This window comes from Fibrobacter sp. UWB2, assembly GCF_002210425.1.
Classification (GTDB): Bacteria; Fibrobacterota; Fibrobacteria; order Fibrobacterales; family Fibrobacteraceae; genus Fibrobacter; species Fibrobacter elongatus.
Genome location: NZ_MWQK01000001.1, coordinates 716,765 through 741,653, shown reverse-complemented (window position 1 = coordinate 741,653; position 24,889 = coordinate 716,765). Strand labels below are relative to the sequence as shown.

Annotated in this window: 26 protein-coding genes; 12 read left to right on the top strand and 14 right to left on the bottom strand. The window is 44.5% G+C overall.

The genetic code is table 11. The features are described 5' to 3' along the window. Positions 1-61: 61 nt before the first annotated feature. The 10 genes from B7982_RS03185 to B7982_RS03140 all read right to left on the bottom strand — a co-directional run bounded on the left by B7982_RS03185 (position 62) and on the right by B7982_RS03140 (position 9,658). A complete protein-coding gene (locus B7982_RS03185) occupies positions 62-1,804 on the bottom strand; it encodes a cysteine desulfurase (protein ID WP_088659502.1) in 1,743 nt (580 codons plus the stop codon). After that, complete coding sequence (locus B7982_RS03180) at positions 1,791-2,753, bottom strand: family 2A encapsulin nanocompartment shell protein (RefSeq protein WP_088659501.1); 963 nt, start codon at positions 2,751-2,753, stop codon at positions 1,791-1,793. The genes B7982_RS03185 and B7982_RS03180 overlap by 14 nt, the downstream gene beginning before the upstream one ends. Before the next feature lie 155 nt (positions 2,754-2,908). Continuing rightward, entirely contained in the window at positions 2,909-4,387 is a 1,479-nt protein-coding gene (gene thiF, locus B7982_RS03175) for a thiazole biosynthesis adenylyltransferase ThiF (RefSeq protein ID WP_088659500.1), read from the bottom strand. A gap of 204 nt (positions 4,388-4,591) precedes the next feature. Continuing rightward, positions 4,592-4,996: a Mov34/MPN/PAD-1 family protein gene (locus B7982_RS03170; protein WP_255396725.1), complete on the bottom strand. Its 405-nt coding sequence runs from the start codon at positions 4,994-4,996 to the stop codon at positions 4,592-4,594. Between the two features lie 82 nt (positions 4,997-5,078). After that, positions 5,079-5,489 (bottom strand): M67 family metallopeptidase, encoded by a 411-nt coding sequence (locus B7982_RS03165; protein WP_088659498.1) that lies wholly within the window; start codon positions 5,487-5,489, stop codon positions 5,079-5,081. 208 nt (positions 5,490-5,697) lie between these two features. Further along, positions 5,698-6,507: a thiazole biosynthesis adenylyltransferase ThiF gene (gene thiF / locus B7982_RS03160; RefSeq protein WP_088659497.1), complete on the bottom strand. Its 810-nt coding sequence runs from the start codon at positions 6,505-6,507 to the stop codon at positions 5,698-5,700. Continuing rightward, positions 6,507-6,713, bottom strand: coding sequence for a sulfur carrier protein ThiS (gene thiS / locus B7982_RS03155; RefSeq protein WP_085490177.1), 207 nt, complete (start codon positions 6,711-6,713; stop codon positions 6,507-6,509). The genes thiF (B7982_RS03160) and thiS overlap by 1 nt, the downstream gene beginning before the upstream one ends. 67 nt (positions 6,714-6,780) lie before the next feature. Beyond that, positions 6,781-7,029 carry a sulfurtransferase TusA family protein gene (locus B7982_RS03150; protein ID WP_012820007.1) on the bottom strand — a complete coding sequence of 83 codons (249 nt, stop codon included), beginning with the start codon at positions 7,027-7,029 and terminating at the stop codon, positions 6,781-6,783. 166 nt (positions 7,030-7,195) lie between these two features. Then, positions 7,196-8,425 (bottom strand): O-acetylhomoserine aminocarboxypropyltransferase/cysteine synthase family protein, encoded by a 1,230-nt coding sequence (locus tag B7982_RS03145; protein WP_088659496.1) that lies wholly within the window; start codon positions 8,423-8,425, stop codon positions 7,196-7,198. Between the two features lie 207 nt (positions 8,426-8,632). Next, entirely contained in the window at positions 8,633-9,658 is a 1,026-nt protein-coding gene (locus tag B7982_RS03140) for a sulfate ABC transporter substrate-binding protein (protein WP_088659495.1), read from the bottom strand. Positions 9,659-9,773: 115 nt separating this feature from the next. Between B7982_RS03140 and B7982_RS03135 the strand changes: the two genes are divergently transcribed. The 12 genes from B7982_RS03135 (at position 9,774) to B7982_RS03080 (ending at position 21,787) form a co-directional block, all read left to right on the top strand. Next, positions 9,774-10,634: an ABC transporter permease gene (locus tag B7982_RS03135; protein WP_073424706.1), complete on the top strand. Its 861-nt coding sequence runs from the start codon at positions 9,774-9,776 to the stop codon at positions 10,632-10,634. Beyond that, complete coding sequence (locus tag B7982_RS03130; protein ID WP_088659494.1) at positions 10,631-11,899, top strand: ABC transporter ATP-binding protein; 1,269 nt, start codon at positions 10,631-10,633, stop codon at positions 11,897-11,899. Before B7982_RS03135 ends, B7982_RS03130 begins: the two co-directional genes overlap by 4 nt. Before the next feature lie 60 nt (positions 11,900-11,959). Then, positions 11,960-12,772, top strand: a complete 813-nt coding sequence (locus B7982_RS03125) for a polysaccharide pyruvyl transferase family protein (RefSeq protein WP_073424438.1) — start codon at positions 11,960-11,962, stop codon at positions 12,770-12,772. A 25-nt stretch (positions 12,773-12,797) separates the two neighbouring features. Beyond that, entirely contained in the window at positions 12,798-13,733 is a 936-nt protein-coding gene (locus tag B7982_RS03120; protein WP_088659493.1) for a glycosyltransferase family A protein, read from the top strand. Then, positions 13,715-14,689 (top strand): glycosyltransferase family 2 protein, encoded by a 975-nt coding sequence (locus B7982_RS03115; RefSeq protein ID WP_088659492.1) that lies wholly within the window; start codon positions 13,715-13,717, stop codon positions 14,687-14,689. Before B7982_RS03120 ends, B7982_RS03115 begins: the two co-directional genes overlap by 19 nt. A 13-nt stretch (positions 14,690-14,702) precedes the next feature. After that, on the top strand, positions 14,703-15,644 hold the full coding sequence (locus B7982_RS03110) for a glycosyltransferase family A protein (protein WP_073424435.1): 942 nt from the start codon (positions 14,703-14,705) through the stop codon (positions 15,642-15,644). After that, positions 15,626-16,609, top strand: coding sequence for a glycosyltransferase family 2 protein (locus B7982_RS03105; RefSeq protein ID WP_088659491.1), 984 nt, complete (start codon positions 15,626-15,628; stop codon positions 16,607-16,609). Before B7982_RS03110 ends, B7982_RS03105 begins: the two co-directional genes overlap by 19 nt. Further along, positions 16,582-17,514, top strand: a complete 933-nt coding sequence (locus tag B7982_RS03100) for a glycosyltransferase family 2 protein (RefSeq protein ID WP_073424433.1) — start codon at positions 16,582-16,584, stop codon at positions 17,512-17,514. The genes B7982_RS03105 and B7982_RS03100 overlap by 28 nt, the downstream gene beginning before the upstream one ends. After that, the gene (locus B7982_RS03095) at positions 17,499-18,536 is read left to right on the top strand and encodes a glycosyltransferase family A protein (protein ID WP_073424432.1); all 1,038 of its coding nucleotides are present in this window, start codon (positions 17,499-17,501) and stop codon (positions 18,534-18,536) included. The genes B7982_RS03100 and B7982_RS03095 overlap by 16 nt, the downstream gene beginning before the upstream one ends. Positions 18,537-18,615: 79 nt before the next feature. Then, on the top strand, positions 18,616-19,857 hold the full coding sequence (locus tag B7982_RS03090) for a CDP-glycerol glycerophosphotransferase family protein (protein ID WP_083555670.1): 1,242 nt from the start codon (positions 18,616-18,618) through the stop codon (positions 19,855-19,857). A 5-nt stretch (positions 19,858-19,862) separates the two neighbouring features. After that, on the top strand, positions 19,863-20,579 hold the full coding sequence (locus tag B7982_RS03085) for a 2-C-methyl-D-erythritol 4-phosphate cytidylyltransferase (protein WP_088659490.1): 717 nt from the start codon (positions 19,863-19,865) through the stop codon (positions 20,577-20,579). Between the two features lie 8 nt (positions 20,580-20,587). Continuing rightward, positions 20,588-21,787, top strand: a complete 1,200-nt coding sequence (locus B7982_RS03080; RefSeq protein ID WP_088659489.1) for an NAD(P)-dependent oxidoreductase — start codon at positions 20,588-20,590, stop codon at positions 21,785-21,787. A 97-nt stretch (positions 21,788-21,884) separates the two neighbouring features. Here the strand turns inward: B7982_RS03080 and B7982_RS03075 are convergent, their stop codons facing one another. The 4 genes from B7982_RS03075 to B7982_RS03060 all read right to left on the bottom strand — a co-directional run bounded on the left by B7982_RS03075 (position 21,885) and on the right by B7982_RS03060 (position 24,887). Further along, positions 21,885-22,481 carry a LysE family translocator gene (locus B7982_RS03075; protein WP_088659488.1) on the bottom strand — a complete coding sequence of 199 codons (597 nt, stop codon included), beginning with the start codon at positions 22,479-22,481 and terminating at the stop codon, positions 21,885-21,887. A 19-nt stretch (positions 22,482-22,500) separates the two neighbouring features. Then, complete coding sequence (gene bioB / locus B7982_RS03070; RefSeq protein ID WP_012820003.1) at positions 22,501-23,490, bottom strand: biotin synthase BioB; 990 nt, start codon at positions 23,488-23,490, stop codon at positions 22,501-22,503. A gap of 119 nt (positions 23,491-23,609) precedes the next feature. Beyond that, positions 23,610-24,161 carry a DUF6803 family protein gene (locus B7982_RS03065; RefSeq protein WP_012820002.1) on the bottom strand — a complete coding sequence of 184 codons (552 nt, stop codon included), beginning with the start codon at positions 24,159-24,161 and terminating at the stop codon, positions 23,610-23,612. A gap of 123 nt (positions 24,162-24,284) precedes the next feature. Further along, positions 24,285-24,887 carry a dimethylsulfonioproprionate lyase family protein gene (locus tag B7982_RS03060; protein WP_088659487.1) on the bottom strand — a complete coding sequence of 201 codons (603 nt, stop codon included), beginning with the start codon at positions 24,885-24,887 and terminating at the stop codon, positions 24,285-24,287. Between the last annotated feature and the right edge of the window lie 2 nt (positions 24,888-24,889).

Sequence of the window (24,889 nt, the reverse complement as noted above, 5' to 3'; positions counted from 1 at the left end):
TGATTATTAAAGAAATAAGTGGCTGGCGGCGAGCACACGATGCCGCCAACCACTTTATGTTTTACGCGAATGTCTTCAACGCTCTTACGAGGGCGTCGATGTCATCCGGTGAGTTGTACAATGCGAGAGTGGGTCGCACGGTACTTTCGTAGCCGAAATGGCGGAGAATTGGCTGAGCGCAGTGATGCCCGGTGCGAACGGCAACGCCGTATGCGTCGAGTCTCTTGCCCACTTCTTCGTCGGAATAACCGTCGAGCTTGAAGGCAAGCGCAGAAGCCTTGTTGAGTGCGGTTCCTACAAGGTGAATTCCCTTGACAGTCTTCAATTCCTTGAGGCCGTACTGCAACAGTTCATGTTCCCAGCGGAATACGCACGGCATCCCGATTTCGGAGAGGTACTGGAGAGCTGCACCCAAGCCAACAGCGTCGGCGATGCTTCCGGTACCAGCTTCGAACTTGTTCGGAATTCCGTTGTAAATTGTGCGTTCAAACGTTACGTCCGCAATCATGTTGCCGCCGCCATGGTAAGGTCTTGCCGCTTCGAGCAATTCCTTCTTGCCATAGACAACGCCGATGCCGGTCGGAGCGAACACCTTGTGTCCAGAGAACACGAAGAAGTCTGCGTCGAGGGCTGCAACGTTTACCGGGATGTGAGCGATGGACTGAGCACCGTCAATGAGGATTCTCACGCCGTGTCTATGAGCAATGGCAATGAGTTCTTCAATCGGGGTCACAGTGCCGAGCACGTTTGAAACATGCGTCACGGAAACGAACTTGGTGCGCTTCGTGAACAAAGCTTCGTAATCATGGAGCTTGAGCTGACCGGTAGAATCGCACGGAATCACCTTGATAATCGCGCCAGTTTCTTCGGCAATGAGCTGCCACGGCACGATGTTGGCGTGGTGTTCCAAAATGGAGACGATGATTTCGTCACCCGGCTGGAGCGTCGGCTTCACGTAGGCGTTTGCAACCAAGTTAATGGCTTCGGTCGTACCGCGAACGAAAACAACTTCCTGAGAAGACGGAGCGCCGATAAAGTCACGAACAATGTTGCGTGCGTTTTCGTAGGCGTCAGTCGATGCGGCCGCGAGTGTGTGTGCGCCACGGTGCACGTTGGAGTTTTCGTTTTCGTAGTAGTACTTGAGGCGGTCAATGACGACCTGCGGGCGCTGCGTCGTTGCACCGTTATCGAGCCAAACGAGCGGATGGCCGTTGATCTGCTTCGAAAGAATCGGGAAGTCAGAACGGATCTGGGCAAGCGTCTTGGAACCGATGCGGATGGAATCGTTGCGAGAATTTGCGCCGCTGTTTGCAGAACCCGTCTTCACGGAATCGCCACCGAGAGAAGTCGGTGCATCGATCTGGCGGCTAGCTTCGGCAGCCTGCGTCTTGGACACGACCTTCGGGGAGTAACCCTGAGCCGGTGCGGGGGCTGTCGGAATATCGCTCAGCTGCGATGCAAACTGCGATTCGGGAACCGCAGGAGCTTCAACCGTGTTGAGCCAGGTGTCTGTAGAACTTCCGCCATAGGCAAACGGAGCCGAGGATGTCGGCTGGTCGCCATAGGTCGCAAAGGGGTGTTCCCAGTCGAAGGCTGGAGTCTGGCTGATGGCTGCGGCACCCTGAGCTGCACTGACGCCCTGAGCGGCAGATGCATTCTGCGCTTCGGGAGCGGCGGGGGTTGCTGCATATGCGCTATCCGTCAAATCCGGAAAATACGCATTTGCCAATTGCTCCAGTTCAGCCGCATTGGGAACTCCGGCGAGTTCTTCCAGCGATCTGGTTTCTGGATTATTCGTAGTCATAGTATTCGCCAACCTCGACATCTTCTAACACGGCGATAGCGTCGTCTGCGAGAATTGCGGCAGAGCAGTACAGAGACAAGAGGTAAGATGCAACGCCCTTGTTGTCGATACCGCGGAAACGCACAGAGAGGCCACGGGAGTGTTCGTTCTTGAGACCGGCCTGGAAGAGACCGATAACGCCGCGCTTGGCTTCGCCAGTACGGACGAGGAGAATGTTGGTCTTGCCACCCTGAGACTTCGGGTTCTTCACGCCATCGACAAGGAGCTTGTCGGTCGGAACGAGAGGAATGCCGCGCCAGGTGAGGAATCTGCTACCGGCGAGGTCTACAACGACAGGCGGCACGCCACGGCGGGTGCATTCACGGGCGAAAGCGGCAATAGCACGCGGGTGGGCGAGGAAGAAGGACGGTTCCTTCCAAACCTTCGAAATGAGTTCATCGAGATCGTCCGGAGTCGGGCGGCCATCGGCACGGAGCGGCTGGATGCGCTGAGAGTCAGCGATGTTTTTCAAGAGGCCGTAGTCATCGTTGTTGATGAGCTGGCTTTCCTGACGTTCGCGGAGAGATTCGATAGCGAGACCGAGCTGTTCCTGAACCTGATCATACGGGGAGCTGTAAACGTCTTCGATAGCGGTGTTGACGTTGATGATCGTGGAGATGGAATTGAGCTTGTATTCGCGCGGTTCGGTTTCGTATTCGACGTAGCCTTCCGGGATGATATCGGACTTCTTGGTAGCGCTGCAAAGAACGTCGAGCGGTGTCTGGCCTTCGACGACCTTGTTCACACGGAAAAGACCTGTTTCGAGACCCTTGAATTCAAGGAACTTGGTGAGCCACTTGGGCGTGAGCGCGCCAAATTGCGGCTTGGTCTTGGTGACGTTCGCCAGGTTGTAAGCGGCCTTGGCGCCGAGGGCGTTAAGGCCCGTGTTCTTTTCTGCTTCATTTGCCATAATGGTTTACCTCTTATTGTTAGTTGTGTTTAAAACTATTTTCCTAGTATTTATGTGTGAATGTTAGAAAATAATAAGCTTATTTTGTTGTTACGAGAATCTGCCCTTGACGAAAAATTTTTTTGACATAGCTTTCCCCTATTTAATGCCCTACGTTATAACCAAGCGCCTTCGTGTGAGAACATAATGTCCTTCATCGCATCAATACCGCCCTTTAAGTTGTACAAAGGACCGGTGTAACCCGCTTCGCGCAAGGTGTTGATGGCAAGTTCGCTACGCTTGCCTTGTTTACAAATGAAAATCGTATCCTTATTTGGATCGAGTTCCTTTTGTCTGCGAACGAGCTGTCCGATAGGAATCACGATGGCGTTCGGGAATCGCAAAATGGCGCGTTCGTGCGGTTCGCGGACGTCAACAATTGTGATGTCGTCGCCGTTGTCGATGCGCTTGGCTAGTTCTTCGGGCGTGAATCCTTCCACAGGCGTTTCGTTTGTGGTCTTCAATCCGCAAAGGTCTTCGTAGTCGATATCTTCGACGTTTGTGATTGTCGGATTGATTCCGCAAATCGGGCAATGGCAATCGCGTTCGACCTTGAAAATTCTCGAAGATAAGTACAAACTATCCACGTGGAGAATTTTGCCGTTCAGGTGTTCACCGATTCCCAAGATGAGCTTGAGCGCTTCGTTTGCTTGGATGCTGCCGATGATTCCCGGGAGCGGGCTGATGGCACCGCCTTCGGCACAGGAGGGGATGAGCCCTGCCGGCGGAGGGGATGGGTATTGGCAACGCAAGCATGGACCGCCATCCAAGTTGAAAATGCCGACTTGGCCTTCGAACTGGTAAATCGCGCCGAACACAAGCGGAATGCCGTGCAGAGCGCAAGCGTCGTTGATCAGGTAGCGAGCCTTGTAGTTGTCCGTGCAGTCAATAACGAGATCGTAGCCTTCAATTTCGGCTTCGATGTTCGATGCGTCGAGCTGTTCCTTGACGGCTTCAAAGACGATATTCTTGTTGATGTTTTTGACTTTGTCCTTTGCTGAGGCGACCTTCGGACGCTTGATGTCGCGTGTGCCGTGCAATACCTGGCTTTGCAAGTTTTCGAGCGAGACTTCGTCGAAGTCGATGGCCTTGATGGTGCCAACGCCTGCGGCGGCGAGATACTGGATCACCGGAGAGCCGAGTGCGCCAACGCCAATGACGACGACTTTTGCGGCCTTGATGCGCTTTTGGCCCTTGACGCCGATGTCTTTGAGCATCAGGTGCTTGCCGAAGCGTTCAATTTCGCTATCGTCAAAAGCGACTTCCTTGCGTCTTTCGTCAGAAATCAAGCTTTCGACGTGTTTGCTTTGCGATTCTTCAATCGGTGCGCCACCTGCGATGGCGGGCAAAAGCAGAATCTCGGAATCGTCTTCAAGTGTGGCGTCCCAGAGTGTTTCGACGTTTAAATTCTTGCCGTTGAGGTAGATCTTGATGAAACTTCTGAGCTTGTTGTTTTCATCAAAAAGGACTTTTTCTCCTTCTGGATAAGTACTTATTAAATTGGCGAGAGCCTTTCTAACCGTGTTTTCGGGGACGCTGACTTGCGCGTTTTTCCCGAAGAAATTCCTAAGGGTTGCTGATATATAAATTCTCACTTTTTTCTCCGTACATTAAAAAGTGGTTGTTCCGTACAAATTTTCCCACAATAGTTGTAGGATTTTTTCGTGCTGAAATATAGAACGTAAAAACGCGTTTGTCCAATACTTAATTTTTATGCGGACTTATTGATTTTTTCTATAACAGATAGCTGTTGGTCTGTGGTCAATAGTTTATGGTTATTAGTCATTGGTCAATAGTCATTAGTTATTCCTATTGAGTGGCGGCATCGCCTTCTTGTAGCTTTTCACATCCACGACTTCGCCGTTTTGTACGGACATGATGACGTATTCGAGGCCGGGGACCATGTATTTTTCGTCTTCTTTGGAGAGAATGGCGGGGCAGTCGGGGTGCGAATGGTAAATGCCGACAATTTCAAGACCGCGCGGATCAAGTTCTTGTTCCAAGTGGTAAAGATATAGCGGGTCTATTTTGAAGTGGACTGCTTTTTGCCCTTGAAACTGGTTCTCGGCTTCGCGAATTTCGGTCACTTCGGTTTCGCTCTGTTCGGACTTTTTACCCACCAAAATGCCACAGCATTCGTTCGGATATGCTTTTTTGGCTGCTAAAACCATTTGTTCATAAATGTTTTTACTATATTTGGCCATCATTAAAATTTCCCCTATAAAAAAGCGCCCCCGGAATCGGAATTTCAGAAGGATCCCAGGGGCGCCGTTTGTACGGAGACCTTTACCCGATTACCAAGCCTTCGTTCGAGGCATTGTCGCCTTCGATATGGAACGAATTGAGCACCGGATTTTCACGATCCATCAGCGAAAGAATCAAGTAGCTAGCCTTGCTGTCGAAAGCGAGGCGCTTGTCTTCTTGCGACGGGCGCGACGGGGACTCGGGGTGGGAATGCCAGTTGCCAAGCGGGGATAGGCCGTTTTGGCGCATGTCCTTGATGGCGGCTAAGTGTTCTTTGGGGTCAAGCGAAAAGTGCTCATTGGAATGGTCTATGTTCGTGAGCAGGTAAACCTTTTCAATATGCTTGTCGTTCCCCTCAATTTTCCCGGCTATCAGCCCGCAAGCCTCTTCGGGGAGGTTCTTCTGGGCATGCTCCAGGATTTTTTGATAATCATCTTTTGAAATTGTAATCATTGAAATTCCTTTTTTTGTTGCTTGTCATTCCACTTCGTGGCTTGATTTTGCGGCTCAGCTATGCCAAAACTCAAGCGTTTTGTCGCAACATTCGCCTTGTTTGTCATTCCCGGCTCCGACCGGGAATCTCCTTCTTGTGTTGAAAGGGAGATGCCCGATTAAATCGGGCATGACACTTCCTACCGTCTACTTCCTACTTCCGACTCGCTTAGTGCTTCATCTCGCAGACGGCTTGTTCGTAGTCGATCAGATGGTCGATCGTCGGGTGGTCACCGCAGACTGCGCAATCCTTCGTATGCGTCGGGAGCTTGATCTTGCGGAATTCCATCGTGAGCGCATTGTAGGTGAGCAAGTAGCCCGTGAGCAAATTGCCGACACCGAGAATGTACTTGACGGCTTCCATTGCCTGGAGGCTACCAATCACACCGCCCATAGCGCCGATCACGCCTGCTTGCTTGCAAGTCGGCACGGCATCTTTCGGAGGGGGGTCCTTGAAGACGCAGCGGTAGCACGGACCTTGACCTGGAACGTACGTCATGAGCTGCCCCTGGAAGCGGATAATGCCCGCGTGAGAGAACGGCTTTTTTGCCATGACGCAAGCGTCGTTGATGAGGAACTTTGCCGGGAAGTTGTCGGTTCCATCAATGATAAAATCGTAATCCTTGATGAGGTCCATGATGTTTTCGCTAGTGACGAACGTGTGGTACGTAATCACCTTGACATCCGGGTTCATCGCTTCCATCGTTTCCTTGGCAGACTGCACCTTGGGCTTGCCCACGTCCTTTGTCGCGTGGATAATTTGGCGCTGCAAATTGGAAAGGTCAACGACGTCTGCATCGGCAATGCCGATGGTGCCAACGCCTGCGGCGGCGAGGTACATAGCGACAGGAGCACCGAGGCCACCTGCGCCAATGACAAGCACCTTGGCGTTCAAAAGCTTCTTCTGGCCCTTTGCGCCCACTTCCTTGAGGATGATGTGGCGGGAATAGCGTTCGAGTTGTTCGTTAGTAAAAGCCATTACTGACCACCTCCCATGAAGTAGAGGAATTCGACGTTGTCGCCGTCCTTGAGAGCAGTCGTTGCGAAATTGTCGTTTTCGACAAATTCATCGTTCAGGGAAACGGTCACATACTGCGGCGTTTCGACCTTTTCTTGTTCAATGAGTTCTGCGACGGTGAGGCCGTCTTTAACTTCTTTCTTGTTTCCAGCTACGGTAATAATCATGTTTGAAATTCCTTATGGGTTGAAATTTTTTTGATTTTGTCATTCCCGCCTCCGAGCGGGAATCTCCTTAATCCCCGACTTTTTTCACAAAGAGCGTAAAGGTTCCGTCCTGATTGTCGTTGAGCTTGAGAATTTCGTGACCTTCTTCCTTGAGGCTGCGCGGCACATTCTGCACCGGTTCGCCGTCGTTCAGGCGGATCGCGAGAATCTGACCTTCGTCAAGTTCTTCGATAGCGACTTTAGCCTTGACAAATGTAGTGGGGCATTTGACGTCGGTGACGTCGACGGTATCGTCTACTTTAATTTCTTCTGACATTTTTTATCTCCGTACTTTAATTTTGATGCTAAATATAGAACGCGTTTTTTAACTTGTCCAATACTTAATTTTTATGCTGAGTTATTAAAATTTTTTATAGGTTACTCGCGGATTCTTCGACTACGCTGCGCTTCGCTCAGAATGACACCTTTTGGGGGCTGTCCTTCTACGAAATTTGCTTTATAGCTTGTTCAAAATCTTCCTTGAGATCGGCAATATCTTCAATACCTACGCTGATGCGGATGGAACCTTCGAAAACGCCTGCGTTTTTTTTTTGCAGTTTGGTACTGTGCGTGAAAATCGTGCTATCCGGGTGGATGACGAGTGTGCGCAAGTCGCCAATGTTGGTGGCAATTGTAGCGTATTTCAAGTTGTTGATGAGCTTGAAAGCCTTTTCCTTGGAGCCTGCGTCAATCGAGATGATGGCGCCGCCCTTGCCGTTAAACTGCTTTTGAACGAGATCGTAATAGGGATTGCCCTTCAATGCGGGGTAGTTGACCTTGATGCCTTCGAAACCCTGCAAAAATTCAGCGAGCTGCAGTGCGTTATCGCAAAGGCGTTCCATGCGGAGTCCGAGAGTTTCAAGCCCGAGCGAGTTCAGGAATGCGGTCGCGGGTGCGAGACAACAACCAATATTGCGCCAGACGCCGTTGCGGAGCTTTGCGAGGTACGCAAACTTGCTAAAGCGCTTGTATTCTTCCAAGCCCTTGTATTTGGTGTAATCCCACTTGAATTTTCCGCTATCGACGATGATGCCGCTGATGGCACTGCCGTTTCCGTTGATGTACTTGGAAGAGGAGTGGACAACGATATCTGCGCCAAAGTCAAAAGGATGAACAAGGTAAGGAGTTGCCGTCGTGCTGTCGACAATCAGCGGGACGCCTGCTTCGTGTGCGACATCTGCAACGCTTTGAATATCAACGACATTGAGTTTCGGGTTGCCGATAAGTTCTGTAAAAACTGCCTTGGTCTTATCGCTCAATTGCGAACGAACGCTCTCAGCGGTAACTTCTGTGACGTAACGGGTTTTAATGCCGAATGCTTCCAAATCGTGGAACAAGTCGATCGTGCCGCCAAACAATGCCGTACTTGCAATAACTTCGTCGCCGGACTGCAAAATGTTCAAGAGCGACATCGTCACGGCAGCCATGCCCGACGAGCAGGCTATGGCGCCAATGCCCTTTTCAAGAGATGCAATGCGCCTTTCGAAAGAATCTGTCGTGGGGTTTCCAATGCGCGTATATGCAAAACCCGGAGCCCTATTGTTAAAAACAGCTTCGAGTTTCTCTGCGGATTCTTGCGAAAATGCACTGACTTGATAAATAGGGGTAAGCGTAGAGCCGGTACTTCGTTCACTTTCAAAATTATGATGCAATAAAGTCGTATTAAAATCCATTCAACATTCTCCGTACATAATCCTATAAATTTTGTGGGTAAATATAGAACGCAAATGTGTAATTGTCCAATACTAATTTTATATGGCTTTTAATAGGTATTTTCTATAGGAAAGAGGTTTTTGGTTGCTATAAAAAAACTCACTCAGCTATTGAACGAGGTCCTTCTATAACTAGGATTTCGTTACTTTATTTGCACTTTGAAATGCTTAATTTTTCTCGTAAATCTGGTCAAAAATGGCGCCGTCGGCAAAGTGCTTGGCTTGTGCTTTATCCCAACCGCCAAAATGCTCAATCGTAATCAGATTGACATTCTGATCGAATTCTTTGTACTCGTCAAGAATCGCCTTGTTTGTCGGACGGTAATGATGCTTTGCCGCAACATGCTGCGCTTCATCGGAGTATAGATAATTCAGGTATTCCGTCGCAAGTTTACGCGTGTTGCGCTTGTCTACAATCTTATCTACAATCGCGACAGAAGGCTCTGCCAAAACGCTCACACTCGGCATCACGATTTCGTAATCCTTGGGGTAGTCCTTGAGCGAAAGGAACGCCTCGTTTTCCCAAGAAAGCAGCACATCGCCCTTGCGTTCTTCAATGAACGTATTCGTGGAACCGCGAGCACCCGAAGCGAGGTCAAGAACATTTTGGTAAAGCTTTTTCATGAAATCTTTGACTTGCTCCTCATCTCCGTTGAACTGCTTTTCTGCATAAGCCCAAGCCGCGAGATAATTCCAGCGCGCGCCGCCTGAAGTTTTGGGATCTGGCGTGATGATGCCGATGCCGTCCTTGACGAGATCGTTCCAGTCCCTGATTTTCTTGGGATTCCCCTTGCGCACGAGGAACACGATAGTCGAAGTGTAAGGAGCGCTGTTGTGCGGAAATTCCTTGACCCAGCCGTTTTCAATAAGCCCTGCGTCACGGACAATGTTCACGTCGTATTCCAGCGCGAGCGTGACCACATCCGCTTCAAGCCCGTTCACCACCTCAAGCGCCTGCTTGCCCGAACCGCCATGGAACTGCGTAATTTTCACATCCTTGCCGGTCGCCTCTTTCCAATGCTTCATAAAAATATGATTGTAATTGGAATAGAATTCACGCGTCGGGTCGTAAGACACGTTGACAAGCGTGTTGTTCTCAATCTCGGGAGCCTTTTCCGAACTGCAACCGAAAAAACAACCCGCGCCCGCCACCAGCGCCACCGCAAAAACCGTCTTGAAAAAATGCAGATTCATAGTGAAATTCCTTCTTATTGAGAATGATAGTAATATTTTATTCCCAATATGTTTGTTTTTCTTGCGCATGGTAACAAAATGTGTATTATTTTCTTATTTTTATTGTAATCCAATTATGTCTGAAACAGAGCAAAAACAATACTGGACAATGAAAATTAAGCCACATGAAAAACTGTGGCATATTGATTTCAAGGAAATCTGGCATTACCGCGACCTGATAGAACTGTTCGTCAGGCGCAATATCGTGGTGCAGTATAAGCAGACCATACTGGGGCCGCTTTGGTATCTGATACAACCCATTTTGACCGTTATCATGAATATGGTGGTGTTTGGAAATATTGCTAAGATGAGTACCGACGGGATGCCCCAGGCCTTGTTTTATATGGCTGGCAACATCTGCTGGTTCTATTTCTCTAACTGTCTGAACCAGTCGTCAAACACTTTCGTAGCCAACCAGAATATGTTCGGCAAGGTCTATTTTCCCCGTTTGGTGGTGCCCATCGCTGTGGTGATATCCAATCTGTTGCGATTTGTCATTCAGGTAGGACTCTTTGTGGTGCTCTATCTCTATTTCTTTGTGAAGGGTGCTCCGATTGCCCCTAATTGGACTATTCTGCTTACTCCCCTCTTGGTCATGATGCTGGCTGGCCTTGGTCTTGGCTTTGGAATTCTGATCTCCTCGCTTACCACGAAGTATCGCGACTTCACGATTCTCTTCACCTTTATCGTCCAACTCTGGATGTATGCTACGCCTATTGTCTATCCACTCAGCATGGTGGAAGAAGGGCCCCTACGCACACTGATTATGGCCAACCCGATGACCTCCATTATCGAGGCTTTCAAGTATGCCACGTTGGGACAGGGCTATTTCTCATGGTTCGCCTTAGGCTATAGTTTCTTGTTTATGAGTGTACTGCTGCTATTCAGCGTCGTTATATTTAATAAGGTACAACGTAATTTTATGGATACTGTATGAAGGCTATTGAGTTTAATCATGTAGGCAAGCAATATCGCTTGGGGCTGGTATCCACAGGTACCTTCAAAAATGACTTGAGTCGTTGGTGGGCCATGAATGTCTTGGGCAAGGAAGATCCCTTCCTGAAGATTGGCGATACCAACATACGTTCCACGAAGGGCGACAGCGATTTTGTATGGGCGCTGAAGGATATCAATTTCAGTGTGGAGCAAGGCGATGTAGTAGGCATCATTGGCAAGAATGGCGCAGGTAAGAGTACCTTGCTGAAATTACTCTCTCGTGTGACTGCTCCAACCGTTGGCGAGATTAACGTCTGCGGTCGTATTGCCTCACTGCTTGAAGTAGGTACAGGCTTCCACCCAGAGATGACAGGTCGTGAGAACATCTATATGAATGGTGCCATCATGGGCATGACCAAGGCAGAGATTACCCGCAAACTCGACGAAATCGTTGATTTCTCTGGTTGCGAGCGTTATATCGACACCCCCGTCAAGCGCTATTCGTCGGGTATGAAGGTGCGCTTAGGGTTTGCTGTTGCCGCTCATTTGGAGCCAGAGATTCTGGTAGTTGATGAGGTACTGGCCGTAGGCGATGCCGAATTTCAGAAGAAAGCTATCGGCAAGATGCAGGATGTGTCGAAAGGGCAAGGAAGGACTGTTCTTTTTGTAAGTCATAATATGGCTGCAGTCCGTAGTCTCTGTCAGAAGGGTGTCGTCCTTCGCGATGGCATGACGGCTTTCATCGGCACAGTCGATGAAGCCGTCAATCATTATAAGGAATCATCTACCTCTCAAGCGGAGGAACAGAAACTGATGACCGATTGCATCCAAGAATGCAAGAGTTTCTTGAAAATTAGCGAAATCCAGATAAACAACACGCCATATAACTTCACATCCCTCAACCATGGTCAGGAAGTATTTGATGTGCTTGTCAAGGGTAATACCAGTGAACCCATGAGGTGTGACATCAAGTTGGTCATAAAAAAGTTGGATGGAACTCCAATGGCATGTTATATGGAAGGTCGTTATAAAGGGCATCTTAACGATATTCCACCTAGTGAATTTGCCATTGAGCGCCACATTCGTCTTCCCAAATACATGGCTGATGGCGCTTATACCATAGACATGGCTTTATACGAACCCAATTGTCAGGTGTTTTTTAAAGCGCCCAATTGCCAGACCATCCGTGTTGAAGGTTTTTATGACCAATTTGCGCACCCAATCAACCTTTCAAGGGATGGTTTTTGGGGCCTGGAATCAGTATAATTAATAATTTGATAGACATTAGTGATGGAATATAGAATTTACTATCCTCAAATACCAAACATGGGTGATTTGCTTAATAAAGACATGCTTGAGTCTTTATTTCAAATTAAAGTTCAAAGAGTAAGTAAAAAAGAAAGTAATATATTTGCCATTGGCAGTTCTTTATCATCTGCACTTCGACTTCGTGCGCTGTATTCAGTCAATTTTAAAAGACAAATAAAACAAGTAATAATAAAATTATTCAATATTGATCCTTTTTATATTTGGGGAACTGGTTTCATGGATTATAATACTAAAGAAGAGAATATAGTTCAATTTAGAAATCTTAAGTTTTTATCATTGAGAGGAAATCTTTCTAAAAATAGAGTTGAGAGAGTTTTAGGAGAAGATCTTAATATACCTACAGGTGATGGAGGATTGCTTGTTGACAGATGGATTGGTGAAAAACCGCCAAAGAAATATCGTTTAGGAATTATTCCTCATTACAAAGAAAAGGATTCGCCATTTGTTGGTGAAATGAAGAAAAAATATTCTGATTCAGTAATCATTGATTTGGGAAAGAAGCCAATAGATGTGGTCAAGGAAATAGCATCATGTGAAACCATATTGTCAAGTAGTTTGCATGGATTGATAGTAGCAGATAGTTTTCATATCCCCAATAAGCATATACTCTTGTATCCTTATGGAGAGAGAATGTTGGGTGACGGATTTAAGTTTGCCGACTATTATTCATCATATGGATTGAAAGACAACCCTATAGATGTGACGACAACCACTTGGCCAACTATTCAGTCTATTATAGATGATTATTGCATAGAGCCTTCTGTTGTTGAAAAGAAGAAAGATGAAATCTTTTCGGTCTTCCCTAGATAAACTATATAAATAAGTCTACCTATAAATGAGTAAGATGTTATTTAGCATCATAATACCTCATTACGATATTCCAGACTTGCTGATGCGCTGTCTGAAGTCGATACCTGTATCTGAGGATATTCAGGTGATTGTGGTGGATGATAACAGTCCAGATGCCGATACATATTTAGAGAGGTATCCTGAACTGTCGCGTCCTTATTTGGAGTTTATCAGAACGACAAAAGGTGGAGGCGCTGGCTATGCTCGCAATATAGGATTGGATCATGCAAAGGGTGAATGGCTACTGTTTGCTGATGCCGATGATTTTTATGTGGAAGATATGTATGATATCATTTCTTCAAATGCAGACTCGGAAGCTGATGTCATTTATTACAAGAAAGAATCTGTTCTTTCTGAAAATATAAAAATAAAGATTGATAGGGATGTTTATATTGATAGAATGATTAATAATTATTATGCGAATGGCGACGAATGGCCTTTAAGATTTATGTATTGTCCTATATGGGGTAAGATGATCAAAAGAGATTTGATTAATAAATTTAACATCCGCTTTGAAGAAATAAGATACTCAAATGATGCGTTTTTCTCTTTGTTTGTAGGATATCATGCTGAAACTATTGAGGTAGTTAATAAAGTCCTTTATGTCTTGACTTCCCGCCCCGATTCGTTAGTGGCTAATTATTGTTCTAAACCAAATGAGTTAAGAATAAGGGCAGAAGTGCATTATCGTTCTGATCTGTTTTTGCATCAGCATCAAATGTGTAAGGAAAGGTCCATGAAAAAATATTTGTTACTCATGTTCAATAATGACCGGAAACTGTTCAAATACTACTTCTTTAAACTTGATGAGATTTATCCGTCAAAGTTATCGGCACTGCGGGATTTTTGCAAGAACAAACCCCTAAGATTCAAGATTAAATTCTATTTATATTCATTTTTAGTATGGACAAGGATTCTGTAAGTATTGTCGCAAATATTAAAACGATGACTCCAACGTATAGTATCATCATACCCCATAAAGGCATTCCGGATTTGCTGATGCGATGCTTGAGGTCAATACCTGTATCTGAGGATATCCAGGTGATTGTGGTGGATGACAACAGTGTGGGTGCTGACACCTATTTGGAAAGATACTCAGAGCTGTCACGCCCTTATCTGGAGTTTGTCAGAACGACTAAGGGCGGAGGAACTGGCTATGCCAGGAATGTAGGACTGGAGCATGCTAAAGGCAAATGGCTGCTGTTTGCCGATGCGGATGACTTCTTTGTTGAAGATATGCATGACATCATCAGCTCATACGTTGATTCGGAAGCAGATGTCATATACTTCAAAAACAAGGCGGTTCTTTCGGAGAATATAAACATAGAATCAAATCGATGTTCTTGGATGAATAGAAAGATTGATCAGTGTTTGAAAGATGGTGATGAATGGCCTGTAAGATTTAAGTTGTTTGTTCCATGGGCCAAGATGGTAAAAAGGGATTTAGTTGTTAAATACAATATCCGATTTGACGAAGTAGTGTATTCGGCTGATGTATATTTTTCCATGCTTGTTGGTTATCATGCAGGAATCATCAAGGTTGCAAATATAACCCTATATGTCGTGACTTTTCGTCCCAAATCATTAAGTGCAGAATTTTGCACCAAGCCAGGTGAATTGAAAACAAGGGCAGAAGTGTTTTTCCGAGAAGAAAAATTCTTGATTAGGCATAATATCTGTAGAGTTAGGTCTATGAGAAAATATTTATTGATAATGTTGAAGAAAGACCATTCTTTATTCAAATATTACTTTTATAAATTAGACGAATTATATCCATCAAAACTATTGGCATTGCTTGATATTAGCAAAGGTACATCTCTGTTTATTAAAATCAAGTTGTATATATATTCATTGCTGATATGGGCAAGGATTCTGTGAATATTCAACAAACATGAAAACAATGCATCCTACATTTAGTATTATCATTCCTCATAAAGAGATACCGGATCTTCTAATGCGGTGCTTACAGTCAATCCCTGTATCTGAGGACATTCAAGTGATTGTGGTAGACGACAATAGTGCAGATGCTGACACCTACTTGGAGAGGTATCCGGAACTGTCACGCCCCTATCTGGAGTTTATCAGAACGACAAAAGGTGGAGGTGCAGGCTATGCCAGGAATGTAGGATTAGACCATGCTAAAGGGAAATGGATATTGTTTGCTGATTCGGATGACTTCTTTGTTGAAGACATGTATGATATCATCTGCTCATACGTTGATTCAGAAACAGATGTTATATACTTTAAATCTAATTCGGTTCTTTCAGCAGATATAAATAGAGAAGCAAAACGGAATGCTCATGTAAACAAAATAATTAATCAATACCTGATAGACGGTGACGAGTGGCCTATTAGAGCACAAATGTATGTACCATGGGGTAAAATGGTTAAAAGAGATGTGATGGTCAAACACGACATCCGTTTTGACGAAGTAATGTATGCTGATGATGCTTACTGTTCTTTACAGATAGGCTATTACGCAAGGACAATTCAGGTTGTTAATAGGGTCCTTTACGTTGTCACTTCTCGTCCTGATTCCCAGATGTCAGATTTTTGTTTAAAGCCCAATGAGTTGAAACTTAGAGCAGAGGCAGCCTTTCGGATGGACAAATTTATGCTGCAAAATGATTTTTGTAGAGAGCATCGATTGAAATTTTTTTTAGTTAAGATGTTAACGCATGACAGGAGGTTGTTCAAGTACTACTTCTTCAAGTTGGAAGAAATCTATCCGTCAAAGTTATCGGCATTACGGGATATTTGCAAGAATAGTCCCCGAAGATTCAAGATTAAATTCTATTTATATTCATTATTGGTATGGACAAGACTCCTGTAAGTATTATGGCAAATATAAAATCTATGTGTCCTACGTTTAGTATCATCATACCTCACTACGATATTCCGGACTTGCTGATGCGCTGTCTGAAGTCAATACCTGTATCTGAAGATATTCAGGTGATTGTAGTGGATGATAACAGCCCTGATGCAGATACCTATTTGGAAAGATATCCAGAGCTGTCTCGTCCATACTTAGAGTTTATTCGTGCTTCTAAGAATGGAGGGGCTGGATATGCCCGAAATATCGGATTAGATCATGCAAAAGGGAAATGGCTGTTGTTTGCAGATGCAGATGACTTCTTTGTGGGCAATATGTATGATATTATTAATACGCATGTAGAATCTGACGCCGATGTTATCTATTTCCAGAAACGGGCAGTTTATTCTGATAATCTGAACTGCAAATCATCCAGAAGTGGCTATATTGATAAAATAATGGATATTTATCTCAAAACGGGTGATGAGGTGCCAGTAAGAACCAGATATAATGTACCATGGGGTAAAATGATTAAGAAAAGTCTGGTAGAGAATCATCACATTTGTTTTGAAAAAATCAAGTATTCTAATGACATTCTTTTTTCCGTACATGTAGGTTGTTTAGCAAAGAAGATCGAAGCCATTGATACTGTTCTATATGTCGTGACATATCATGAAGGTTCAGCGACTTATGAATTTTGTAAAAAACCTGATGAATTAAGAATTAGAGCAGGAGCTGCATTCAGATATGATTCTTTTTTATTTCAACACAATATGAGCCAAGGAAGAGAAATTGTATCTTACATAAAAAGGATGTTAAGCCAGGACAGGAATTTATTTAAGTACTACTTCATAAGATTGGACGAAATCTATACATCAAAGATAGCCGCGCTCAAAGACATCACTAAAGGTTGTTCTTGTAGATTCAAAATCAAATTGTATTTTTATTCGTTTAAAATATGGATAAGCCGCTGTTTAGTATCATAATTCCTCATTACGATATTCCAGACTTGCTGATGCGCTGTCTGAAATCCATCCCTGTGTCTGAAGACATTCAGGTGATCGTAGTGGATGATGATAGCCTAGATGCAGACACATATTTGGAAAGATATCCAGAACTTTCCCGTCCTTTCCTCGAATTTATTCGTGCACCTAAAAATGGAGGGGCTGGTTATGCCAGGAATATCGGTTTAGATCATGCAAAAGGAAAATGGCTCCTGTTTGCAGATGCAGATGACTTTTTTGTTGAAGATATGTATGATTTGATATTATCCGATATTGATTCAGAAGCAGATATCATTTTCTTCAAAAAGAAGTCGGTTCTTTCTGATAATGTTAATATAGAAACAGTTAGGGATCCTCATATAAATAGGAGAATTGATCAATATCTTTCGGATGGTGATGAATGGTATATAAGAGTTAGGCTGGATGTTCCATGGGGCAAAATGATGAAAAGGGATTTGATAAACAAATACAATATTCGATTTGACGAAGTAATGTATGGTAATGATATAATATTTTCTATGCAATCTGGTTATTATGCTAAAAGCATTAAAGTTATCAATGAAATCCTTTATGTTAGTACTTCCCGCCCTAATTCATTAGCAGATGATTTTTGTTCTAAGCCTAGAGAGTTAGAGATAAGGGCGGAGGTGGCTTTTATGGCTGACAGATTTTTGATACGAAATAAATATGATAGAGAACGTAGGTTAAAGCCTTATCTATGGAGGATGTTAAAACAGGATCGAAGGTTGTTCAAATATTATTTTTATAAGCTTGACGAAATATATCCTTCAAAATTGAAAGCACTAAATGACCTGCGTAAAGGGCATTCTATCATATATCAAGTGCTATTATACATATACTTTTTCTGGTTATGGATAATTCGTTAGTCAGTATAATAGTCCCTGTATATAACACGGCAGAATACGTTGAAGAATGTGTTCAGTCTGTTCTGTCGCAATCATACAAGAATATTGAGCTGATTCTTGTGAATGATGGAAGTACAGATGGCTCTGGTGATATTTGCAAGAAGTATGAGAATCGTCCCAATGTGATATACATTGAGCAAGATAACCTTGGAACTACAGCAGCAAGAAGACGGGGTGTAGAAGAATCTCATGGTGAGTGGATTATGTTCGTGGATTCTGATGATATACTTTTGGATAACGGATTAGAGTATATGGTTGAACTATCTGAAAAAACGAACATTGTTCTTAGTGGACATACACATAACATCAATTTAATCCAAAAGCTTCCAGATATAATAAGTAAAGATGAGTATTTAAAAATGATTTATACAAGGGACATTTATGTGGCACCATTTGGTCGCCTGTTTCACAAATCATTATTTAATGAAAGAACTTTAGCGTTTCCCCGTTACTATGTCCTTGGAGAGGATTATTTAATGAATTTACAAATCGCAATAGATAATAAGGAAGATATAAGAGTATATAAACAGTCAATGTATTATAGAAGATACAACCCCCTATCAACTATGCACATAAATTCTCTAACCTTTGACTATTGTCAAAAGATATGTGGTTTAGCTGATAATATGGTAATGGGAGTTTGGGGAAATAGGTTTCCATTGTTGCAAATGAAACAACGAATGGTGTTCTTTAATCTGACTCTGAAAGATGTTCGATATCACAGCGACTCCCACCATCCGTTTGTCAAAGATATAAAGCGCTATATGGATGAGTCAGGTGTATGGAGGCCCATGGACAGATGGTTGTTAAGTGTGTCATCTCCTTGGGCTGTTAAAACTGTGTGGAATCTACGGAAGGTTTGGATGAGGCTGGAACATCCATCTATGTTTTTGCGTGACTTAAAAAAATGGCTGGGATGGTGCATATACCTTATATTATGGACTCGACAAGGAACAGCGGGTAAAGATTTTTTCAAAAAATAACATTATTTCCATTTTTGGAGCATTGCATTTTAGTTATTTGTTATAATTGTATTACAAATACATAACGTAAACATTTCAAATGAATTCAAAGTTGTGGAAAATAGCAAAGCCTGTGGTCAGGCCTGTGTTGGCGAAGGGCGTGCAGATCCTCTTCTATTTGCTACGCATGTTCCCTATAAAGAATAACAAGGTGTTGGTAAGTGTTTATGAGGGTAAACGCTATGACGACAACCAAAAATTCATTATGGAGGAGTTGCATAAGCTTCGGCCTGATATGGATGTTGTTTGGGTGAGAAGGCCTCGTTATAATTACGAGTTGCCTTCGTGGATGAGGTCCGTAAATTGGCGCAGTTGGAAATGGCTGTATGAATATGTGACCGCAAAGATTTGGATTGATAATTGTACATTGCCTGACTATTTTGTTAAGCGTAAGGGACAGATGTATATAGAAACCTGGCATGGTGGGCTAGGAATCAAGAAAGTGGCGATGGATGGTGTTGGTGCGTTGGCTAAGATCAGGAACGACCGCAGATACCTAAAAGGGACATCTTTGGCTGACGTGTATATCTCGAATTCTGACCATATCTCGATTATCTATCGCAGGGCATTCAAGTTTCATGGGCCTATCTGGAAATGCGGCTATCCGAAGAACGATATTCTTGTGCAGAATAATCCGGAGGATGGTGCGCGGGCTCGTAGGGAGCTTGGTATTCCGATGAACCACAAGGTGCTGCTCTATGCGCCGACATGGCGACTTCGATTCAAAGAGGGGCAGTATATCGATATGAAAGTCTATGACTTGGATATGCCGCGGTTGAAACGAGTGCTGACAGAAAAGTTCGGGGGAGAATGGACGATGCTTGTCCGGTTCCATGCCGATTTGAGACTGTGTGCCAAGGGCTGTATGGAAAAGTATCCTGATGTGATCGATGTAACGGACTATCAAGATATGCAACGTCTGCTGATGGCAACGGACGTGATGGTAAGTGACTATTCGAGCTGTATTTTTGATGCTGCCTTGAGGCGGATTCCCTGCTTTGCATACGCAACAGACTTCGAACAGTATAAGAATGAAGAACGCGGCGTGTATTACGAAATGGATGAACTTCCGTTTCCATACGCCAAGAATAATGACGAGATGGTACAAAATGTGAAGGCTTTCGACATGGATGGCTATCTGAAAAAGTGGGACGCCTTTGCTGTGAGAATGGGACTTAACGAGACTGGCCATTCGGCTAAGGACATCGCAGAGAAAATGGCAGATTTTCTGGATGGCAAGACCGTAGAATGGCAAAATGATTATTCAATACAAATAACGTAATCGATATGAACATAGCAGTAATATTTGCAGGTGGGCAAGGACACAGACTTTATAATCATAGTCGCCCCAAGCAGTTTTTTGAGTATCGTGGAAAATCTATCGTGGTTTATACCATCGAGGTGTTTCAGCATATTCAGGAAGTTGATGCCATTGTGGTGGTCTGTCTGGAAGACTGGATCCCTTATCTGCGTAGTCAGGTGGAAAAATATGGATTGACTAAAGTTATAGATGTCGTACCTGGAGGCCAGAAAGGACAGGATTCCATTTATAATGGACTGCAGTGCGTCAAACAGCATTTCCCTGAGGATTCATTGGTGCTGATACATGACGGTGTGCGTCCTTTAGCGATGGAGAAAACGATTATTGAATGTATAGAAGTTGCCAAGGAGAAAGGTAACAGCATTGTTTGTGTGCCATCGACAGAGACTATCGTAATTAAGAAGAATGATGGCTCGCTGGAGGAACCTGAGCGAGACTCTGTTCTGATGGTTCGGGCTCCACAATGTTTTGTACTGAAAAATGTGCTGAAGGCTCACCAAAAGGCTTTGGCTGATGGCTTGCATGATTTCGTAGATACTTTTTCGATGATGAAACATTATGGTTATGAGTTGAATACGATTCTTGGAACGGCCGAGAATATCAAGATTACGACGCCTGCTGACTTTTTTATGTTTAAATCTATTATAGAGGCGAGGGAAGAGGGAGCTGTATTTGGTCTTTAAAAAGGTGTATGGTGAAAGACGAAATTGTCATAAATGATTTGCAGGGGATGTGTGAGGCTGGGTTGCCTTGGCGTGAACTTGACGGAAAAACGGTTCTCGTTACTGGTGCAACAGGTATGTTGGCCTCGTATGTGACTTGGCTGCTGCTTTATTTGCATGAGCATGTGGGCATCAATGTTTCTGTAGTAGCTCTTTGCCGGAATCGCCAAAGCGCAGAGCTGTATTTTGGCTCGTATTTTGATAAGCCTTATTTCAATTTGTTGATTCAGGATGTTTGTGAGCCTATCGTTTATAAGGAAAGGGTAGACTACGTATTCCATTTGGCGGGGAATGCAAGCCCGCATTTCATCAATTCTGATCCTGTTGGAATCATGAAGTGTAATTTGCTAGGGACGATGAATGTGCTTGATTGGGCTCGTGAATCGAAAGTCGCAAAGGTCATCTTTGCCTCCACACGTGAGGTCTATGGAAAGAACGAAGACACCGAGCTGTTGGATGAGCATGCTTATGGAACGCTTGATCCTCTAGATGACAGGTCGTGCTATCCTGAATGCAAGCGTGCTGCAGAAACTTTGCTGAGAAGCTATTTTCTGCAATATGGTGTCCCTTATAACGTCGTTCGTATTGCGCACTCGTATGGCCCGACGATGAAGTTGGAAAATGATGGAAGAGTGATGGCGGACCTGTTGGGCGATGTCGTGGCGGGCAGGGATATTGTTTTGAAAAGCAGTGGTGATGCTGTTCGCGCATTCCTTTATGTGACTGATGCAGTCTTGGGTATGTTTACGGTACTTTTTAAGGGGAATGCTTGTGCGGCCTATAATTTGGCGAATGAATCCGAGCCAATCAGTGTTAAGGATTTAGCTCAAATGTTGGCCAGTTCAAGAAGTGATAAGTCTATTCAGGTGGTGATAAATAAAGGCGAACAGAAAGGCTACTGCGCCTATCGCCGCACGGCTTTAGATACGACTGCCATAGAGCATCTTGGATGGAAACCTCAGGTTTCTCTTAGTGAAGGAATCAGTCGCGTGTTAGCGTCTGTTTTATTTTTTGTTAAAAGACAAATTATTTTGACTTTATCCAAGGATTCTACGGTAAAAAAGGAAAATAAGGGACGCCCAATTCTAGGACTTGCGAAGGGAAAGTGGAAATACCCTGATGATATCAATTTGCATGATGATGAAATTGCAGATGCTTTTGGGGTATAAATGAGAATATTGGTTGATACTCATATTCTTGTTTGGATGCATACATTCGATTTATTATAGTGCTGTTAGCATTTGTTGTGTCGGTATAGAATTTCCCTCACTTCACAATCCCAACCGCACAATACAGTAGCGAGAGTCCCATAAGTGTATAGAATATTCTGTGGTGCTTTTTGAAAAGCCCTTGCAGTAAAACGCCTGTGAAAAGCCACGCCAAATTGCAGATGGGGCCTGTAAGCGGCAATAGTATGCCGAACAGCAGCAGGTGCGGAAAATCTTGGTGGTAGGGGAGGATGTAGGTTGTGATTGCCGTGAGGCAGAACACCATGATTTTAACGTTCGTGAGTTGCACGAAAAGACCTGTGCTGAAGCTACCGGTTGTGCGGCTGTTGCGGATTTCTTCGAGTGGCTTGAACGCTTGAATTAAAAGGCTGATTGCCAAATATGCAATGTAAATTGCTCCGACGAAAGCAAATACCCGGATGAAATTTTCAAAAGCACTACTGATAAAATAAACTATAAAAACAGATACTAGCGAGACGATTGTGTATCCGGTGAAAAGTCCGTACCACTGCTTTATGGCGACGCTTTTCCCGCTCCCCATCGCTACTGAGAGTGAACAGAGGTTCGCGGGTCCCGGTGTAATTCCTGAGACGAATGCGTATAGTAAAAGAGAAAGTGCTACTTCTAATGACACTAAGCGACCTGTTCAGTGGTTATTCGTCTTTGCTTTCTATAGCCCACGTGAAGCCTGCGTTTTCGATTTGGCGGAATGTGGCTTCCAAGCTTTGACCGCCTTCGGTGAGGTAACCCGAAGCGAAAATGGAATCGGCGACTTTGAAGAGTTCCTTTTCGTGTCCTTTGAAATAGATTTCGCGACCGGCGGCGCAGCGGATGTCCGATTTCGGGAGCAACAAGCGGGCTAGGCAAAGAATTTTGATGCCGTATTCGAATGTGAGCCCGGAAATGTCGCGGTTGGCGAGGCGTGTGCCTTTGACCGGCAACAAAAAGTTTATGGGGACGGATTCTGGATGGATGGCGACCAAGTCAAAAAGCATATCGACCACGTCTTCTTTTGATTCGCCCATGCCAATGATTCCGCCACAGCATATTTCAAAGCCGATGCTCTGCAACATGCGAATGTTTTGGATGCGTCGCTCGTATGTGTGGGTGCTGCAAATTTCGGGGTAAAAACGGCGGCTCGTATTCAGGTTGTGGTTGATGCGGTCAAGGCCTGCCGCCTTTAAAATGCGGGCTTGGTGCTCGGTCAAGAATCCGATGGAACAACAAATGTGCGTCCCCGATTTCTTCATGTGCGCAATGCGTTCGGCGAGTTCTTCAATTTCTTTGTCTGTGAAACCCATGCCCGAAAGCCCGATGCAATGCCGAGACAGGTGAAATTCATCAACAAGATTATTATCGCCGTAGAGCTTGTCGTCCGAAACGCTTTTGTATTTTTCAATGGGCGCTTGGGAATCGCGAGATTGGGCGCAATAGGCGCAATTTTGAGTGCAGTTGCCGCTACGGACATTCGTCAAAAGCTGGATGTTGACACGGTTGCCTTTGTATTTCGTGCGTAATTTGAATGCTGCTTCAATTAGCAAGTCAAGTTGATTATCCGGAAAATTTAAAATTTGCAAACATTCTTCGCGGGTAAGGGTTTTGCTTTCGTCCCAATCTTTCGTCAAATAATCTGTAATTGTCATTCTTAAACTACCGTCATTGAACTTGTTGAATTTTGGTGACAAATATAAAAGCCAAGTTAATGCTTGGCTAATACAAAAAAGCTATGGCTTGTAGGGGCGTTATTCAAGAAATTGAATGCTCAATGGTGATAGTGGTGACCTTCGTGCATTGAATCCATGTGGTGTGCAGGGGGTTGAACCTCGGAAACTGCCTTCGCCTTGGGCTTGTAGCCTGCAATTCCCGGGTCAACCATCCCGAAGATCATGGCAATGTGAGAAAGCACGAGAAATGCGGCGAGTAGAAGAATAGCGTATGTCGTTTTTTTCTGCTCAACAACTTTGCGGAATAAAAGTTTCAAGTTCAAAAGTGCAAGCAATATCATCGGAATGCCCGCAAGGATATAAGAGAATATGGCTACGACGTCAATCCATGTTCTGAATTCACCAGCAGATGCTAGCGGTATAATGACGTTCGGAATGAAATAGATTATGATTCCAAAGAATGCGAACCCTGCAAGAATCCCCGCGGTGCGATTCACTTTGGAGAGTGTCGGGTGCGCATTTGGCGATTTGAGCAGGAACAATTCCGTGATGGCGATGGTCTCTGCGAGAATGACGGGGATTGCCATGAAGAGAATCAGGTTCCAGGGAGAATTCTGCATCAGCAGATCCATATAGTGAGTAGAGTACATGTTGTATCCTTTTTGTTATGGGTTTGACTTATTCTCCATCTCGTAAAGCAATGTACAAAAAGAAATTATCAAAAGTGTTATTGAAAATTTTGATATCTAGCGCTAAGAAAAAGTGTAATTTTTTTACACATATTTTGAAAGCGTTTTGACGTCTTTACCGCTCCACGTGTAGAGCGCGAGCATGGGTTCGTGTTCGGTTTGCATGGAATGAATGTGATTGGACGGGTGCAGTACAAACTCTCCAGGACCGCGTACTTTTGAGATTCCGTCTAATGTCCAGATGGCGTGTCCGGACAAAATGACGTACAGTTCTGTGGCGGGGTGCAAGTGGGAGGGGTAAAAGGTGTTTTTGCCTAGGAGCGTAAAACCGAAACAAAAATGCTCGTCGTGATAGGGCGCTTCTGGACCGAGAATTTCTCCCCATCCCATTTGATCGGCCAAATCAGGCATGTCGGGGCGCGGCTCGTAATTGTATTTCCACGGCAAATAGGGGAGAGCGGGCTCCAAAGCTTTTAACAAATCCGCTGTTTCAGGGTTCCCGTGCTTGATGGCTTCTCCAATGTAGCGGATTAGCGGCGAGTCGCTTTTTTCAAATTTTCCAATGGGCTTTGGAATGTCTCGGACTGCAAAATTGGCGGCTTCAAGCCCGATTTTGTCGTCGATTTTGGCTCTCTTGAAAAGGAACTTTTGGGATTCTTCAATTAAATTTTGAATAACTTTTTTCATAG

Excerpts from the sequence above, each read along its gene's own strand:
- B7982_RS03185 (WP_088659502.1), bottom strand. The coding sequence starts at position 1,804 with ATGACTACGAATAATCCAGAAACCAGATCGCTGGAAGAACTCGCCGGA.
- B7982_RS03180 (WP_088659501.1), bottom strand. The coding sequence starts at position 2,753 with ATGGCAAATGAAGCAGAAAAGAACACGGGCCTTAACGCCCTCGGCGCC.
- B7982_RS03170 (WP_255396725.1), bottom strand. The coding sequence starts at position 4,996 with ATGGCCAAATATAGTAAAAACATTTATGAACAAATGGTTTTAGCAGCC.
- B7982_RS03165 (WP_088659498.1), bottom strand. The coding sequence starts at position 5,489 with ATGATTACAATTTCAAAAGATGATTATCAAAAAATCCTGGAGCATGCC.
- thiF (WP_088659497.1), bottom strand. The coding sequence starts at position 6,507 with ATGGCTTTTACTAACGAACAACTCGAACGCTATTCCCGCCACATCATC.
- thiS (WP_085490177.1), bottom strand. The coding sequence starts at position 6,713 with ATGATTATTACCGTAGCTGGAAACAAGAAAGAAGTTAAAGACGGCCTC.
- B7982_RS03150 (WP_012820007.1), bottom strand. The coding sequence starts at position 7,029 with ATGTCAGAAGAAATTAAAGTAGACGATACCGTCGACGTCACCGACGTC.
- B7982_RS03145 (WP_088659496.1), bottom strand. The coding sequence starts at position 8,425 with ATGGATTTTAATACGACTTTATTGCATCATAATTTTGAAAGTGAACGA.
- B7982_RS03140 (WP_088659495.1), bottom strand. The coding sequence starts at position 9,658 with ATGAATCTGCATTTTTTCAAGACGGTTTTTGCGGTGGCGCTGGTGGCG.
- B7982_RS03135 (WP_073424706.1), top strand. The coding sequence starts at position 9,774 with ATGTCTGAAACAGAGCAAAAACAATACTGGACAATGAAAATTAAGCCA.
- B7982_RS03130 (WP_088659494.1), top strand. The coding sequence starts at position 10,631 with ATGAAGGCTATTGAGTTTAATCATGTAGGCAAGCAATATCGCTTGGGG.
- B7982_RS03125 (WP_073424438.1), top strand. The coding sequence starts at position 11,960 with ATGGGTGATTTGCTTAATAAAGACATGCTTGAGTCTTTATTTCAAATT.
- B7982_RS03120 (WP_088659493.1), top strand. The coding sequence starts at position 12,798 with ATGAGTAAGATGTTATTTAGCATCATAATACCTCATTACGATATTCCA.
- B7982_RS03115 (WP_088659492.1), top strand. The coding sequence starts at position 13,715 with ATGGACAAGGATTCTGTAAGTATTGTCGCAAATATTAAAACGATGACT.
- B7982_RS03110 (WP_073424435.1), top strand. The coding sequence starts at position 14,703 with ATGAAAACAATGCATCCTACATTTAGTATTATCATTCCTCATAAAGAG.
- B7982_RS03105 (WP_088659491.1), top strand. The coding sequence starts at position 15,626 with ATGGACAAGACTCCTGTAAGTATTATGGCAAATATAAAATCTATGTGT.
- B7982_RS03100 (WP_073424433.1), top strand. The coding sequence starts at position 16,582 with ATGGATAAGCCGCTGTTTAGTATCATAATTCCTCATTACGATATTCCA.
- B7982_RS03095 (WP_073424432.1), top strand. The coding sequence starts at position 17,499 with ATGGATAATTCGTTAGTCAGTATAATAGTCCCTGTATATAACACGGCA.
- B7982_RS03090 (WP_083555670.1), top strand. The coding sequence starts at position 18,616 with ATGAATTCAAAGTTGTGGAAAATAGCAAAGCCTGTGGTCAGGCCTGTG.
- B7982_RS03085 (WP_088659490.1), top strand. The coding sequence starts at position 19,863 with ATGAACATAGCAGTAATATTTGCAGGTGGGCAAGGACACAGACTTTAT.
- B7982_RS03080 (WP_088659489.1), top strand. The coding sequence starts at position 20,588 with ATGGTGAAAGACGAAATTGTCATAAATGATTTGCAGGGGATGTGTGAG.
- bioB (WP_012820003.1), bottom strand. The coding sequence starts at position 23,490 with ATGACAATTACAGATTATTTGACGAAAGATTGGGACGAAAGCAAAACC.
- B7982_RS03065 (WP_012820002.1), bottom strand. The coding sequence starts at position 24,161 with ATGTACTCTACTCACTATATGGATCTGCTGATGCAGAATTCTCCCTGG.
- B7982_RS03060 (WP_088659487.1), bottom strand. The coding sequence starts at position 24,887 with ATGAAAAAAGTTATTCAAAATTTAATTGAAGAATCCCAAAAGTTCCTT.